The 14,949-nt window shown below is 48.0% G+C and carries 15 protein-coding genes; 6 read left to right on the top strand and 9 right to left on the bottom strand.

Translation table 11 applies throughout. The features are described from left to right. The first annotated feature begins 2 nt into the window (after positions 1-2). Complete coding sequence (locus HHL17_RS27425; RefSeq protein WP_169228023.1) at positions 3-980, top strand: M23 family metallopeptidase; 978 nt, start codon at positions 3-5, stop codon at positions 978-980. Here HHL17_RS27425 and HHL17_RS27420 read toward each other — a convergent pair whose 3' ends face one another. The 4 genes from HHL17_RS27420 to HHL17_RS27405 all read right to left on the bottom strand — a co-directional run bounded on the left by HHL17_RS27420 (position 981) and on the right by HHL17_RS27405 (position 4,967). Continuing rightward, the gene (locus tag HHL17_RS27420) at positions 981-1,502 is read right to left on the bottom strand and encodes a DUF7935 family protein (RefSeq protein ID WP_169228022.1); all 522 of its coding nucleotides are present in this window, start codon (positions 1,500-1,502) and stop codon (positions 981-983) included. It lies immediately after the preceding gene. Between the two features lie 128 nt (positions 1,503-1,630). After that, complete coding sequence (locus tag HHL17_RS27415; RefSeq protein WP_169228021.1) at positions 1,631-2,824, bottom strand: pyridoxal phosphate-dependent aminotransferase; 1,194 nt, start codon at positions 2,822-2,824, stop codon at positions 1,631-1,633. Between the two features lie 173 nt (positions 2,825-2,997). Next, a complete protein-coding gene (locus tag HHL17_RS27410) occupies positions 2,998-3,726 on the bottom strand; it encodes a DUF4397 domain-containing protein (protein ID WP_169228020.1) in 729 nt (242 codons plus the stop codon). A 26-nt stretch (positions 3,727-3,752) separates the two neighbouring features. Next, positions 3,753-4,967: a serine hydrolase gene (locus tag HHL17_RS27405; RefSeq protein ID WP_169228019.1), complete on the bottom strand. Its 1,215-nt coding sequence runs from the start codon at positions 4,965-4,967 to the stop codon at positions 3,753-3,755. 216 nt (positions 4,968-5,183) lie between these two features. Here HHL17_RS27405 and secDF point away from each other — a divergent pair, with 216 nt between their 5' ends. After that, the gene (secDF, locus tag HHL17_RS27400) at positions 5,184-8,363 is read left to right on the top strand and encodes a protein translocase subunit SecDF (RefSeq protein ID WP_169228018.1); all 3,180 of its coding nucleotides are present in this window, start codon (positions 5,184-5,186) and stop codon (positions 8,361-8,363) included. A 237-nt stretch (positions 8,364-8,600) separates the two neighbouring features. On the opposite strand, the gene HHL17_RS27395 is transcribed toward secDF, so the two are convergent. From HHL17_RS27395 to nusB, 5 genes are all read right to left on the bottom strand, one after another. Further along, positions 8,601-8,900: a HesB/IscA family protein gene (locus HHL17_RS27395; RefSeq protein ID WP_169228017.1), complete on the bottom strand. Its 300-nt coding sequence runs from the start codon at positions 8,898-8,900 to the stop codon at positions 8,601-8,603. A gap of 70 nt (positions 8,901-8,970) precedes the next feature. Continuing rightward, a complete protein-coding gene (gene coaE, locus HHL17_RS27390) occupies positions 8,971-9,567 on the bottom strand; it encodes a dephospho-CoA kinase (RefSeq protein WP_169228016.1) in 597 nt (198 codons plus the stop codon). Between the two features lie 93 nt (positions 9,568-9,660). Then, a complete protein-coding gene (yajC, locus tag HHL17_RS27385) occupies positions 9,661-10,008 on the bottom strand; it encodes a preprotein translocase subunit YajC (RefSeq protein ID WP_240975976.1) in 348 nt (115 codons plus the stop codon). Between the two features lie 37 nt (positions 10,009-10,045). Beyond that, entirely contained in the window at positions 10,046-10,489 is a 444-nt protein-coding gene (locus HHL17_RS27380) for a DUF1573 domain-containing protein (RefSeq protein WP_169228014.1), read from the bottom strand. Positions 10,490-10,526: 37 nt separating this feature from the next. Then, positions 10,527-11,423 (bottom strand): transcription antitermination factor NusB, encoded by an 897-nt coding sequence (gene nusB, locus HHL17_RS27375; protein WP_240975975.1) that lies wholly within the window; start codon positions 11,421-11,423, stop codon positions 10,527-10,529. Between the two features lie 354 nt (positions 11,424-11,777). On the opposite strand from nusB, the gene HHL17_RS27370 reads away from it, so the two are divergent. The 4 genes from HHL17_RS27370 (at position 11,778) to HHL17_RS27355 (ending at position 14,871) form a co-directional block, all read left to right on the top strand. Further along, complete coding sequence (locus HHL17_RS27370; RefSeq protein WP_078667864.1) at positions 11,778-12,059, top strand: co-chaperone GroES; 282 nt, start codon at positions 11,778-11,780, stop codon at positions 12,057-12,059. Positions 12,060-12,114: 55 nt separating this feature from the next. Beyond that, on the top strand, positions 12,115-13,752 hold the full coding sequence (groL, locus tag HHL17_RS27365; protein ID WP_169228012.1) for a chaperonin GroEL: 1,638 nt from the start codon (positions 12,115-12,117) through the stop codon (positions 13,750-13,752). A 124-nt stretch (positions 13,753-13,876) separates the two neighbouring features. Further along, entirely contained in the window at positions 13,877-14,359 is a 483-nt protein-coding gene (locus HHL17_RS27360) for an FKBP-type peptidyl-prolyl cis-trans isomerase (protein WP_169228011.1), read from the top strand. Positions 14,360-14,394: 35 nt separating this feature from the next. After that, positions 14,395-14,871 (top strand): FKBP-type peptidyl-prolyl cis-trans isomerase, encoded by a 477-nt coding sequence (locus HHL17_RS27355; protein WP_169228010.1) that lies wholly within the window; start codon positions 14,395-14,397, stop codon positions 14,869-14,871. Positions 14,872-14,949 lie beyond the last annotated feature (78 nt).

Raw genomic sequence — 14,949 nt, 5'->3', positions numbered from 1 at the left:
CAATGTTACATAATTATTATGGTACTTCGCCGCCGGGAAAAATATTGATATTTGCAGGAAAGTACGGCTTTGTTATGATCATCTGGTTGTTACTATGTATTACCCTCGCATTGGCACTCTATAGCCTCTATTTGTTGTTCCGGGCCGGTCACCGGCCACTGTCCCGCTCTTATACGACTTTGCTGCTGGGACTGTCACTGGGAGCGTTCCTTTACCTCTATGGCACCTGGGTGTACCTGTCGATTTATGCTAAATATGTTTTTGGCGTGCTGCTGGTGTTGTTCGTGATGTGGCTGCCTTTCGGGCGTAAGCGCAGTACGGCCGCGCTGCCTGCCTGGAAAAGAATTACCAACCTGGCGCTGACAGGGCTGTTCCTGCTGACTACACTGTTCTACTTTACCGGAACAACAGGCTCGCCGCGTACGGTGAACCTGGCTTTTCCGCTGAAATCAGGCCGTTATTTTGTATTGCAGGGTGGGAAAGGACTTCCGACCAACCTGTTTCATTTCAGCCTCCGCGGGGCCATCTATGCGATGGACATCGTGAAGCTGGACAACCGCGGCTGCCGCGCCGCCAGCGTTTTCTCCCGTAAACTGGACGACTACTGGATTTTTAATGATACGGTATATGCTCCCTGCGAGGGTATAGTACGCAGGGCATATGGTGATAACCCCGACAATATCCCGCCCAATATGGACAGAGGCCCGAAGAACACCAACCAGGTGCTGCTGGAAGGGGCCGATTGTTACTTTTTCGCCGGCCACCTGAAAATGAACAGCGTGGTAGTACACGAAGGGCAATACGTAAAAAAAGGGCAGGCGCTCGGATGTGTGGGCAACTCCGGCTTCAGCACGGAGCCACACCTGCATATCCAGGCACATGTCCGTCAGGCGGGCGTTCCCTGGTATAAGGCGCCGCCGCTTTACATGTTGTTTGATGGAAGAGGATACCTGCTGAATGAAGTGATCAGCAGGAAATAGTTATCGCATCAGCCTTTTAGCCTCTGCGTTGATGATCTGCGCCGTCAGTTCAGCAGGAGATTCACCTGCCTGCATAAATACTTCCAGCAACTGACGGTTCAGTTCCAGTGCCGGCGCATCCTGTGGCAGTTGCATCGCTATCTGGTTGATAACAGAGATCGTCTGTTCCTTCAGTGTTTTCACTGCTTCCCAGGCCATAGAGCTTACGTAAATCTGTTGGGTGATGTTGTGCTCGTACTCTGCTTTGATGCTCTGCACCATGGAAATCTGCATGTCCACCGCAGTAAGGCCGGGCTGATAAATGCGGCCAATCAGGCTTTGAGGAGTAATGCGGTCTACATACAGTGCCATTCTTTCATAGGCTTGTAACTGCAAAGGCAGTACAGCAGGGTTTACCGCCTGCGGCTGTGCTTCCGGGGCAGGAGCCACGGTTTTCTTCTTAAACATATCACGGACGGTCATATACAAAATGGCAATTACGCCAATCGCCAGCGCCACATACAAGAGCTGTTGGGAATTCATCTTATCGGAACGTTTTGAACAGCAAATATATATAAAATAATTGCGAATTGTCAATGACGTACGTCATTATATAAATTACGAATGGAGGACTTGTTTAAAAGACGCCCTCCATTCGTAATTCGTAATTGTTATTTCAGTTTGCCCAGCCATTCCTTCAGCCTCGCCACACCTTTCTCCAGGTTGGTCATGCTGGTGGCATAAGACAGGCGGATGCAGTCCGGCTGCTGGAAAGCAACGCCGGTAACTACAGACACATGCGCTTTATGCAGCAGGTACATGCAGAGGTCGTCCGCATTCTTAATATGGGAATCTTCAAATGACTTGTTGAAAAACGCACTGATGTCCGGGAACATGTAGAAGGCACCTTCCGGATCATTCACTTTCAGTCCGGGAATAGTTTGCAGCGCTTCATGGATATAAGCACGGCGTTTTTTGAACTCAGCCACCATCGCCTCGGCGGTAGTCAACTCGCCGGTGAGGGCTGTAATAGCTGCCCGTTGCGTAATAGAGCAGGTGGCAGAAGTGAATTGGCTCTGGATTTTATCGCAGGCTTTGGCAATCTCGAGGGGAGCAGCCAGATAGCCCAGGCGCCAGCCGGTCATCGCAAAACCTTTGCTGAGGCCGTTGATGACGATGGTGCGTTCTTTCATGCCGGGAAACTGCGCAATGCTCTCATGTTTCCCTACATAGTTGATATATTCATAGATCTCATCAGAAATGATGAAGATCTGCGGATGTTTGGCAAATACTGCTGCAAGCCCTTCCAGTTCTTCTTTTGAATAAACAGAACCAGTGGGATTGCAGGGGGAGGAGAACATAAACAGCCTGGTTCTAGGCGTAATGGCCGCTTCCAGCTGTTCGGGCGTAATCTTATAGTTGTTCTCAATGGTGCTGGGAACAAATACCACGGTGCCTTGGCAAAGCGCTACCTGTTCAGAATAGGTAACCCAGTAAGGAGTAGGGATGATCACCTCATCACCAGGATTGACGATGCTCAGCACGACGTTGGCAAGGCTTTGTTTAGCCCCGGTAGTCACCACAATTTGTTCTGGCGTATAGTCAAGACCGTTATCGCGTTTCAATTTGTGTACGACTGCCTGTCTTACTTCAGCATATCCGGCTACCGGTGTATAGTGGGTAAAGCCGTCATCTATCGCCTTTTTGGCAGCTTCCCGGATGTGTTCCGGCGTATCAAAATCAGGTTCTCCAATACTCAGGTCTACGATGTCTATTCCCTGTGCTCTCAGCTCTCGGCCAAGTTTGGCCATTTTAATGGTTTGCGGCTCGGAAATCCGTGACAGCCTTTCTGCTAGTTGATTCATATCTAAACATTGGATTGACCGGAACAAACCTACATAAAAATTCAGGGATTTCGTGATTTAGGGATTTTTTGATTGAGCGAATAAAAAAACCGAAGCGATAACAATCTGCTTCGGTCTTCTCTTATATCGGTTTACGAAATCAAAAAATCCGTAAATCAAAAAATTCTAAAATTTTAGTAGTTGGAAGTATGTGACAGGTAGTACAACTGCAGTTTGTTGTCACCAGTGCTGTCTTTAGCGCCTGCCAGGTAAATAGTGTAAGCATATCCCGCCTGGAACGATACCTGTGTGGAACCGGCAGTCACGCGGGAAGTGCCTTTTACCAGCGGAGTGGTTTGACCAGGCAGTGTTACATAATATTCAACGCTGTTGTTAAACGGATCTGCGGCATTCCATGCGCCGTTGATCTGGAAAGGCTGGTTGTCCAGTACTTTTTTGGCATTGATGTACAGATCTACCGGGCCTGCGTTGGGGCTGAGGTTCAGGAAACGGAAATTCACTTTCGCGTTGGACAGCGAAGAGAAATCTTCCGGGATCCGCTGAGCCACGAATTTTTTATTGCCATCGTTGTAGGTAATGACGGTATAGTACTTGAGGGAATCAAACTGTTGGGTAACAGAATCCAGACCGGTGCCATTCAGGTTCCGGAAAGAGAACGTGTGTATCCCCGGCAGGTCCAGGAAAGGAGCGGAGGCGGCAGTCTTGTAGGCCGCACTGGTGTTCATTTTAACGCCGTTGTTAAAGATGTCCAGGCTGGACGGGAGCCAGGCGCCGTTGATGATCGCCCCGGTATAGTTCATCCTTTGTGGCGTGGGGTCGCTTTGTTTCAGACAGGATGAAAATCCGATTACTCCTCCCAGCAGGGCGGCTACCGCCCAAACACGATTTTTTTTGATCAGCATTAGCTCACAGTTTTTTAGTATGGTGTTTATAAAATTTGTGTTCCTTGATGTACCCTGAAACAGTCCAGGTTTGGTTGATACATTTTTTTCCGTTGTAGTTCCTCTTCATATATCAGTTCTCCCAGTGCTTTTAGAAATGGTTTCCCGATTGTTTCAAAAGCTTCCTGGTCTTCACCAAGCGGACCATGTGTATTTACCAGCAGGCTGGCAGAGAGCAGAAACTCTACATGATTGGCATAGTCCACGATATAAGCCGTATCCGTCAAAAATCCATAAGCCCATCCCGGTTTGTTAAAAATCCTGATATGCTCTGGTATCTGGGTTGCTTTCTGGCCGCCAAAAAGCAGGAACTTCACATATGCTGGATGGTATTGTCCTGTATCATACACCGGACTTGTTGATTCTTCCGGGTATTGAGACATACAACGATACAAAAAATTGTAGTCATTTTCCGTTAAACGGAACCGAAATGGATTTGTTACAGTTCTCGGGAAAAATACCTGCCGCATCATCTGGTGGAGTTCGTTGAGCGGTAACCTGTTCCGGTGCGAGAAGTCCATCGGGCCGTTTTCGAAGCGCCCCCGGTGGTCGATATGATGTTTGCCGGCAAAGTCCTGTCGGAGAGGGAACACGAGGTTGCTGCGCTGGTCTGGCTGGTCATACACCAGCTGCCGGCCGGCCCGGAAATATACCCCGTTGGTATGCATATTGGCGGCCATATGCAGCGGCAGCCCCACCCGGTGCCGGATTTGGGTGCCGGTGTACCCCAGTTCCCACAGGCGCCGGTTGAGCGGCTCCTGCCCAAGGAACTCATACAGCCGGTTGTAGGCGTCGTTATCGCTGACCAGAAAAATTTTTTTGATATAATGCGAGATGGATGGTAGCTTGCCGGCCGCTGAATAATCATGCTGGACGCCCGGATTAATACCGGGCAATGGCCGGGTGAACATGGCCGTTTGCCGGTCAAGCCCCGGAATCTGCAGGTCATTCAGCTTCTCCAGCGCCAGGATGGCGGTGGGGAGCTTTACAGTGGATGCCGGATAACAGTACCAGCCCCGCCCTATGCCAAAGCGAAAATCAGTAAATTGAGGCCTTTGCTGAGCATCCCGGTCAATCCGGGTGTAAATAAGCTGCAGCCGGTGAGCGGCGGCATCCCTGAATACCTTGGCCACAGCGGCTTTTCGACTTTTTAGCAACGCCTCAGGGAAATTATCTGTTGCCGGATAATGGTGGGTTTGCATATATTTGTCGGTATTAACTGATTGTAAAGCAAAGAAATATTCCTAAAAACAGGAAAAAACCAGAATCGCGGATTTAGAAAAATGTATGTCACAAAGCCCGTAAAGTCAATCGCATATTGATTTTGCGCCTCTTTTAACAAGGGCTTTAATATATCAATTTAAATTCTATCTTTGCAACTCTTAAAATTTTTTTATTATAAACCCGAAACAAACAACATGCAACTAAAAGGACTGGTAAGATTTTTTGCCATCGCACTGATCCTTATCTCTTTGTATCAACTGTCCTTCACGTTTTTGGTGCGGAACTATGAGAAGAAGATAGAGCGGCAGGCCGAGACCGATGTAGCCAAACAATTCCCTACACCTGAACAGAAATATCCAGGTAGCAAAGAACTGCAGGCCTTCTATTCTGACACGCTGAAAGGATTCACCAAACAAAGAAGACAAGAGATCGTGGACAGCACCAGCAATAAACAGATTGCAGGGTTTCCATGGTACGTTACCTACACCAAGGCTAAAGAGAAAGAACTGAATCTGGGCCTCGACCTGGTAGGTGGTATGAACGTAGTACTGGAAGTGAGCGTGGAAGATGTGATCCGCGCCCTCGCCGGTCAATCCAAGGACCCCGCATTCAACAAAGCGCTGGAACTGGCTGAACAACGCAAAAATACCAACCAGACTGATTTTGTTACTTTGTTCGGGCAAACATACGCTGAAGTTGCTCCTCAGGGCCGTCTGGCTACCATCTTTGCTAACGCGTACCAGAAGGACATCAACTTCAACTCTTCTAACCAGCAGGTGCTGGACATGATCCGCAAAGAATCTCATGCCGCTATCAAAAACACCTATATCGTACTGCAAAAACGTATCGATAAATTCGGTGTGGCCCAACCAAACATCAGCCTCGATGAAAATAAAGGCCTGATCTCTGTGGAACTGGCCGGTGTGGACAACGCTGAACGTGTACGCAAATACCTGCAGGCTACCGCCAACCTGGAATTCCGTGAGGTTTACAAAAACAGCCCTGAATTCTTCCAGAACGTGCTGAACCCGATGAACGAAGCCATCAGGAATGCACAAAGCGGTGCTAAAGCAGCTACTCCTGCTACTACCGATTCATCTAAAGCCACCGCCGCTGCTGATGCCAAAGCTAACCCTGCTGATACCAGCAAGGAAGGTAAACTGAGCGACTACCTGGCTAAAAAAGATACCGGAAAAGGCGTAAAAGACTCTGCTAAAGCATCTCAGGAACAACTCTTCGCTGAACAACGCAAACAAAATCCGCTGTTCGCGATCATGATCCCGATGCTCGATCCGCAGTCTGGTACCCTGGTCCCCAGCTCTTCTATCGGCCGTATCCTGCCTAAGGATACCGCTACTTTCCGCCACTACCTGCAGATGCCGGCTGTTCAGGCTATCCTGCCTAAAGACGCAGTATTTGCTTTCGGTCCGGAAAATAAGGAAGACAAACATGGCCCGCTGGCCATCTACGCGCTGAAAGTAAATCCTGCTAACCCTGCACCCCGTGTAGGCGGCGAAAGGATCGTTGACGCCCGTCAGGACGTTGGCCCGGACAACCAGCCGGAAATCAGCATGACGATGGACAACGTAGGTGCGCACGAGTGGAAAAAACTGACCGGCGAACTGGCCCCTGCCAACCCGAAAGATCCTTCCACCCTGAACTTCGTTGCGATCGTTCTCGATAATATCGTTTACTCTGCTCCTTCCATCCAGGGCGAAATCGCCGGTGGTCGTTCTTCTATCAGCGGTAGCTTTACCATGGAAGAAGCCAATGACCTGGCCAATATCCTGAAGTCCGGTAAAATGCCTGCACCTGCACGCATCGTACAGGAACAGATCGTAGGACCTACCCTCGGCGCTGAATCCATTGCCGCCGGTGCTAAATCCTTCATGATCTCCTTCGTGATCATCTTCGTGCTGATGCTGGTATATTATAACAGCGCCGGCTGGGTTGCCAACATCGCACTGGTACTCAACCTGCTGTTTACCTTCGGTATCCTGGCCTCCCTCGGAGCTACCCTTACCATGGCGGGCATCGCCGGTCTGGTACTGACCATCGGTATGGCTGTGGACACCAACGTAATTATCTTTGAAAGGATCAAGGACGAGCTGACGCATGGCAAGAGCTATCCGGACGCGATCTCTCTCGGTTACAAACGCTCTTATGCACCTGTACTCGATGGTCACGTTACGTCCCTGCTCACGGCGTGCATCCTGTTCTACTTCGGTCTGGGCCCGGTTCTCGGCTTTGCTACCACCCAGATCATCGGTTTGCTCCTGTCCCTGTTCTGCGGTATCCTCGTATCCCGTATGATCACTGATTGGTGGACTAACAAGAAAAGACACTTTGAGTATTTCACACCGATCTCTAAGAAAATCTTCAAACATGCTGCCTTCGACTTCGTTGGCAAACGTAAATACGCTTACATCATATCTGCTGTCGTGGCAGTAGGTGGTATCACCTCCTTCTTCCATGGTTTCGACCACGGTATTGATTTCTCCGGTGGCCGTAGCTTCACTGTTCGCTTTGAAAAATCAATGAACAGGCAGGAAGTGGCCGATGTGCTGAAGAAAGAATTTGATGGTGAAGTATTCGTAAAAACTATTGGTAACACCAATCAGCTGAGCATTACTACTGCTTATAAAATTGAGCAGCAGAGCCTGGCGGTTGATCAGGAAGTGATCACCAAACTGTATCATGGCCTGAAACCATACTACGAAGCGAGCGTTACACAGGACGTGTTCAATTCCCGTTATGTGGTTGGTTCTCAGACGGTATCGCCTACTATCTCCGACGACTTGCGCGCCGGTGCAGTAAAAGCGACCATACTGTCCCTCCTTGTGATTTTTGTGTACATCCTGATCCGTTTCAGCAAATGGCAGTACTCTATCGGTACTATCTTCTCCCTGCTGCACGACGTATTGCTCACACTGGCTGTATTCTCCTGGTGTAAAGACATCGTTCCTTTCACCCTGGAAATCGACCAGCACTTCATCGCGGCGATCCTCACTGTAATCGGCTTCTCCATGAACGATACCGTGATCGTGTTCGACCGTATCCGTGAGTACTTCAAAACCGGCGTACATGGTAGAGACAGAGATACCGTGATCAACAAAGCGATCAACGATACCCTGAGCCGTACCATTATGACGTCCCTCACGGTATTCCTGACCATCCTGGTACTGTTCATCTTCGGTGGTGAAGTAACCCGCGGTTTCGCCTTCGCTATGCTGATCGGCGTTCTCACTGGTACCTACTCTTCCATCTTCGTGGCTGCACCGGTACTGGTTGACTTTGACAAGAAAAACCAGCTGTCCAACGAAAGCGACGCAGTGGCTGTTGTTGAAAAGAAAGCAACACCTGCTACCAAATAAGTAAGCGATAGCTGAAAAATATGTTTGACAAAAAAGCCTGCTATGTTACATAGCAGGCTTTTTTATTAATAGGCTTTCGTGATTAGCATAAGCTGTATAGACATGTCTGGAGAATATAGTGCAGGTTTGATGCTGCATAAACACGCCGGAGCACTTTTTATAAGAATACTACTGCATAAGCACGCCTGAAGAACATCGTAGCCCAGGGCTTCAGCCCTGGGGACGAAATGCAACGAATTATTCCGGTTTGCGGAACACAAAACCCCGGACATCGTCCTGGTCCTGGTAATCCACTTCCAGGCCTACGAGGTACATGCCGTGTGCTTTCTTAATGATCACCTGGATACCGGCAATATCAAACAGGTCATCATCTTCCCCGAGGGCATCAAATCCCAGCATATAAGCCATGCCGGAGCATCCCCCGCCTTTTACGCCAATGCGCAGATAAGGCGCTTCCACGTTGCCCTGCAGCAATTGTTTTACTACGGCAGTGGCGTTTTCAGTGAGTTGCAGGGGGGCGGTAAATGTGGTAGCCATGGGCTTTTATTTTTTCCCAAAGGTAGGGAAAAGCCGCAGGAGTAGGGGAGATGGTATACGTGAGGTAACCTCAGGTGGCGGCGGCCAGCTGCAGCAGCTGTTCATGGAGGGCCAATACCTGCGGGATGACCATTTGCTGTTCATCGTTCTGGATAACGTAGTCGGACAAACGCATTTTGATCTTTTCGTCGATTTGTTTGTGGATACGGGCCAGCACTTCTTCCCGGGTGGCGTTGTCGCGTTTCATGACCCGCAGGATACGCAGTGGCTGGGGAGCGTATACCCCGATGATTTTGTCGAGATAATGGAAGGATTCGGATTCAAACAACAGCGCGGCCTCTTTCAGCACATAGGGCGCTTTTTGTTGACTGGCCCAGAGATTAGAGTCGCGGATAGTGGCAGGATGCACCAGGGAGTTGAGCAACGCCAGTTTGTCTTTGTCGTTGAACACAATGCTGCCAAGGTATTTGCGGTTGAGTGTACCATTGGCATCATAGGTTTCGGGGCCAAAATGCTGGCGTACGGCAGCGGCCAGCTCCTGGTCGCGGACCAGGATATCCTTGGCGCGTTCGTCCGCATAATACACCGGGACGCCCAGTAGTTCAAATATTCTGCTGACAGTGCTTTTGCCGGAACCGATACCACCGGTGATGCCTACCTTTAACATAAAATCCAGATGAATGAGTCAATATTGAAAGCTAAGTATAAAAAAAATCCCGGACGTAATGGCCGGGATTTTTTATACAGTCTTGTTTGATGCTTATTTGGTTTCGGCCGGTTTCTGCTGTTGAGCGGAGGTGTACTCCATGCTGATCGCAGAACGTTCGATGGTGAAGCTGGTACCAGGACTAACTTCTATTACCAGGGTGTTGTTGTCGTTTATTTTTTTCACTTTACCGTGGATGCCAGCAATGGTCACGATTTTATCACCTTCTCTCAGGTTGTCAATGAATTGTTTCTGTTGTTTGGCTTTCTTGGTCTGCGGACGGATCATAAAGAGCCACATGATCAGGATCATACCGCCAAAAAACAGGATAGAGATCATTGGGCTACCGCCTTGTGCACCACCTTGTGCCGGTCCCATCAGTAAAATGTTCATGATGTTCATCGATAAATTGATTTAAATAGTTGCCTAATACAGCGCTTTATTTTGTAATGATATTACACTGGATCTTAGGGCCTACCTGATAACCACCTTCCCGGTTGGTTTTGATGGATATCTCTTTTTCGGTATAGCCGGATTTCCCATGACTGTCGAATATAACCTTCATAAAGCCGGTTTCTCCCGGTTTGATGGGCTGTTTGGGCCATTCAGGCACTGTGCAGCCACAGCTGGAGATGGCATCCTCGATTACCAGTGGGCTGGTGCCGGTGTTGGTAAATTTAAAGGAATATTCCACTTTTTCTCCCTGAGTGATATCCCCAAAGTTATGCACCTTTTCTTCAAAAGAAAGATCTGATGCTTTACCGGCTTCAGCAGTATTGCCGGAAGCGGCAGCTTGACCAGCGGTTTTATCTTTTGCCGGTTGGTTATTACAGGCAGCCATTAAGAGGGTGCCACAGGTAAGGAAACAGAGCAGTGTTTTCATAATGGTGTTGTTTTGCCTTAAAAATACTGCTTTCCACTTACTTTTTCGGACGGTCCTGTTTTTGTACGAGCGACTCTTTTTCAAGGTCTTTCAGGATGTTATCCAGGATACCATTGATGAACTGGCCGCTTTGTGGTGTGCTGTACGCCTTGGCCAGATCGATGTATTCGTTGATGGTCACTTTGGTCGGAATGGTAGGGAAATAGAGGAACTCACAAACGCCCATTTCCATCAGCAGCATGTCTACCGCCGCGATACGCTCCGGGTCCCAGTTCTGCAACTTGGGTTTGATCAGCTCAAGGCAATATTCCTTTTTGTCGATCACCGTCAGTAACAGTTCCCGTGCATAATCCAGTTTTTCCTTGCTGATCAGTTGCAGGAAGTTGAACAGGTGCGGTTTGTTGAAATAGTTGCCCAACAGAATGCCCATCATTTCCTCGTCATCGCTCCAGTGCAGGAAAGTATCTTCCATATGCTGGACAAACAGTTCGTTTTTGGCCAGTATTTCCTTATAGATATATTCCAGCATCTCCTTTTCACCGGCTTTGGTGCGGCTTTCGTCCGCAATGTAGGCCTTGTAGGTGTCGGTAGCTGCCAGTATATTATAAAGCTTTCTGGTCAGGTCAGTATCTGTCAGCTGGCGCATTTTCCACTGTTCCAGATTTACCTGAAAGCCTTTGTCGTTTGTTATCTGATAAATGAATTCATTACCTGCGATTTTAGTGTTCACCTGCAGGTCCTCGGCAGAGGGTAAGTGTTTGGAAGCACGGGTCTGAGCATCAGTTTCCGCGTATTGTGCCACCTGTACCACTGAGTAAAGTAAGTAGGTAAAGATCTGGCAGGTCTGGTCCAGCTTCTCATTCAGAAGCCTTGTGGCCGTGCCCGGCTTAATATTGCTTTGCTCCATCGTTTCCAGGGCGTAAAGTGTCTGCATTACTTTAACCCGGATATTTCTTCTACTGATCATCGTATAAAAAAGAACTGGTATAAGGGCGCAAAACTAGACAAAAATTTGGATATTTGATCAATTGATCATTTGGATATTGGGTGATGAGGAACCCATGATAAACATGAGATTAATGTCACGAAACAGATGATAAAATAATAAAATGTCTAAATATCCAAATGACGGCCTGTCATTTTTTCCTGCTGGCTGTCATAATTTGTCAGTAATGAAAGCCTGTATTACATTTGCAATCTGCAATTTTGACCATAAAAATGCCTTGGCATAATTCTCGTGGCAATGAGCAATCACAATTCAAACTACTTTCTTTAAATAAAAACTACTATGGCTAAGAAATTAAGTATTAAACCATTAGCTGACAGGATCATCGTAAAACCTGCAGCCGCTGAAGAGAAAACCGCAGGTGGTATCATCATCCCTGATACTGCAAAAGAAAAACCCGTTAAAGGAACCGTGGTAGCCGCCGGTCCTGGTAAAAAAGACGAGCCGGTGACTGTAAAAGTAGGTGACACTGTATTGTATGGCAAATACTCTGGTCAGGAACTGCCGATCGATGGCGAAGATTACCTGATCATGAGAGAATCCGATATCCTGGCCATCGTTTAATAACGGCCGGTTTGTGTTATTGTAAAAACTAATCTTTTAAATATCCTAGAGCATTATGGCAAAACAATTATTCTTCAATATAGAAGCTCGCAACAGAATGAAAAAGGGTGTAGATACCCTGGCTGATGCGGTAAAAGTAACACTCGGTCCTAAAGGCCGTAACGTGGTAATCGAAAAGAAATTCGGTGCTCCCGGTGTAACGAAAGACGGTGTTACCGTTGCGAAAGAAATTGAACTGGAAGACGCTATCGAAAACATGGGCGCACAGATGGTGAAGGAAGTTGCTTCCAAAACCGCTGACCTGGCTGGTGACGGTACTACCACTGCTACCGTTCTGGCACAGTCTATCATCGGCGAAGGCCTGAAAAACGTGGCTGCCGGTGCTAACCCAATGGACCTGAAACGTGGTATCGACAAAGCTGTTAAAGCTATCGTTGAAAACCTGAGAAAACAGTCCGAAAAAGTTGGTAACGACAACAAAAAAATCGAACAGGTTGCTTCTATCTCCGCTAACAACGACTCCGAAATCGGTAAACTGATCGCGGAAGCTATGAAGAAAGTAACCAAAGACGGTGTGATCACTGTGGAAGAAGCGAAAGGTACCGACACTACTGTTGAAGTAGTAGAAGGTATGCAGTTCGACCGCGGTTACCTGTCTCCTTACTTCATCACCAACAGCGAAAAAATGCAGGCTGAACTGCAGAACCCTTACATCCTGATCTACGACAAAAAGATCAGCACCATGAAGGATATCCTGCACATCCTGGAAAAAGTTGCTCAACAGGGCGCTCCGCTGGTGATCATCTCTGAAGACCTGGAAGGTGAAGCACTGGCTACCCTCGTGGTAAATAAACTGCGTGGTACCCTGAAAGTAGCGGCTGTAAAAGCTCCTGGCTTCGGCGACAGAAGAAAAGACATGCTGCAGGACATCGCTACCCTCACCGGTGGTATCGTTATCAGCGAAGAACAAGGTTACAAACTGGAAAATGCTGACCTCACTTACCTGGGTAAAGCTGAATCCGTAACCATCGATAAAGACAATACTACCGTTGTAGGTGGTAAAGGCCAGAAAAAAGACATCCAGGCCCGCATCGGTCAGATCAAAGCGCAGATCGAAGTAACTACTTCCGACTACGACCGCGAAAAACTGCAGGAACGCCTCGCTAAACTGAGCGGTGGTGTGGCTGTACTGTACGTAGGTGCTGCTACCGAAGTGGAAATGAAAGAGAAAAAAGACCGCGTAGACGACGCCCTGCACGCTACCCGCGCTGCTGTGGAAGAAGGTATCGTTCCCGGCGGTGGTGTGGCTTATATCCGCGCTATCGAAGCTCTCGAAAAACTGAAAGGTGAAAACAACGACGAACAAACCGGTATCGCTATCATCAAACGCGCTATCGAAGAACCTCTCCGTCAAATCACTGCTAACGCTGGTATCGAAGGTTCCATCGTTGTTCAGAAAGTGAAAGAAGGTAAAGGTGACTTTGGTTTCAACGCCCGCACTGAAGTATATGAAAAAATGCTGGCTGCCGGTGTTATCGACCCAACTAAAGTTAGCCGTATCGCACTCGAAAACGCTGCTTCCATCGCTGGTATGCTGCTGACTACTGAATGCGTAATCGCTGACAAACCCGAACCTAAATCCGCTGCTCCTGCTATGCCAGGTGGTGGACATGGTATGGGCATGGACTACTAATCAGTCTTATTACCATAAAAAGAAACTCCTGCAGACCTTTCTGCAGGAGTTTTTTTATCTTGTAACTTTACCGCTGGTATTGCGTTACACAGATACCCCTGGTAACTAAATTAATGAACACTGAATGAAGTTATTGCTGAAAATAGCCCTGGCCTGCCTGCCGGTATTAACAATGCTCTCCTGCTCCAAAAAAGCAGATGAGATGCCGCCCCTGGCCCTGGCGGAAACAGATACCCGCATACAACAATATCTCTTTGCCCATAATGAAATTGCCATACGTGACCCCTCCGGGCTTTACTATCGCATCTATAATCCCGGTGACAGCATTCATTATCTGAAACCAACCTCCATTGCTTTTGTCAACTATACCAACAAACTGATTGATGGTACTGTTATAGACGCCTCATTCGATGTGACCAACTTTAATAACAGGATACTTAAAAATCATATCCCCGGCTGGCAGATAGGGCTGGGTAAAATTTCCAAAGGTGGCAGGATACGCATGTATATCCCGCCATACCTCGGTTTCGGCGCCCCTGGCGTACCGGATATCGTTCCACCCAATGCCATCCTCATCTCCGATGTGGAACTGGTAGATATCAGATAACTTTTGTGTAACTATAAAATCCAAATATCAACGGAATGAAGAAAGTTTTTTTACTGGGAGGGTTAGGCCTGGCATTACTGGCGGCCTGCTCCAAAAAGGACAATACGCCAGCTTACGATGCGGTAGCACAGTATGATGCTGACAGCGTTATTATTGTCAATTATCTGAAAACCAACAATATCACTGCTTCCCACGATCCTCGCAGTATCTTCTGGCAGATCATCGACAGCGGTGACGTGGCCAACAAACCTACTGTCGCCAGCAACGTGACCGTGAAATATGCCGGTACTTTCCTGGACGGAAAATCTTTCGACAGCAACGAAAACATCAGCTTCGACCTGAACGGCGTGATCGATGGCTGGAAAATCGGTATTCCCAAAATAGGTAAAGGAGGACGCATCAAACTGTTCCTGCCTTCTATCTACGCATACGGCCCCGGCGGAAGACCAGGCATCGCACCAAACACCGTCCTGCTGTTTGATGTAACACTGAAAGACCTCGTTAAAAAATAAATCTCCCGGGCTGACCCCAACAGGTCAGCCCTTTTTATGTCACATTCCTGCTACTTCCAAACATAAATCGTTAAATAA

Source organism: Chitinophaga fulva (assembly GCF_012927205.1).
Lineage (GTDB): Bacteria > Bacteroidota > Bacteroidia > Chitinophagales > Chitinophagaceae > Chitinophaga > Chitinophaga fulva.
Note: the sequence above shows the minus strand (reverse complement) of the source record. Positions and strands in the feature narration are given on the sequence as shown.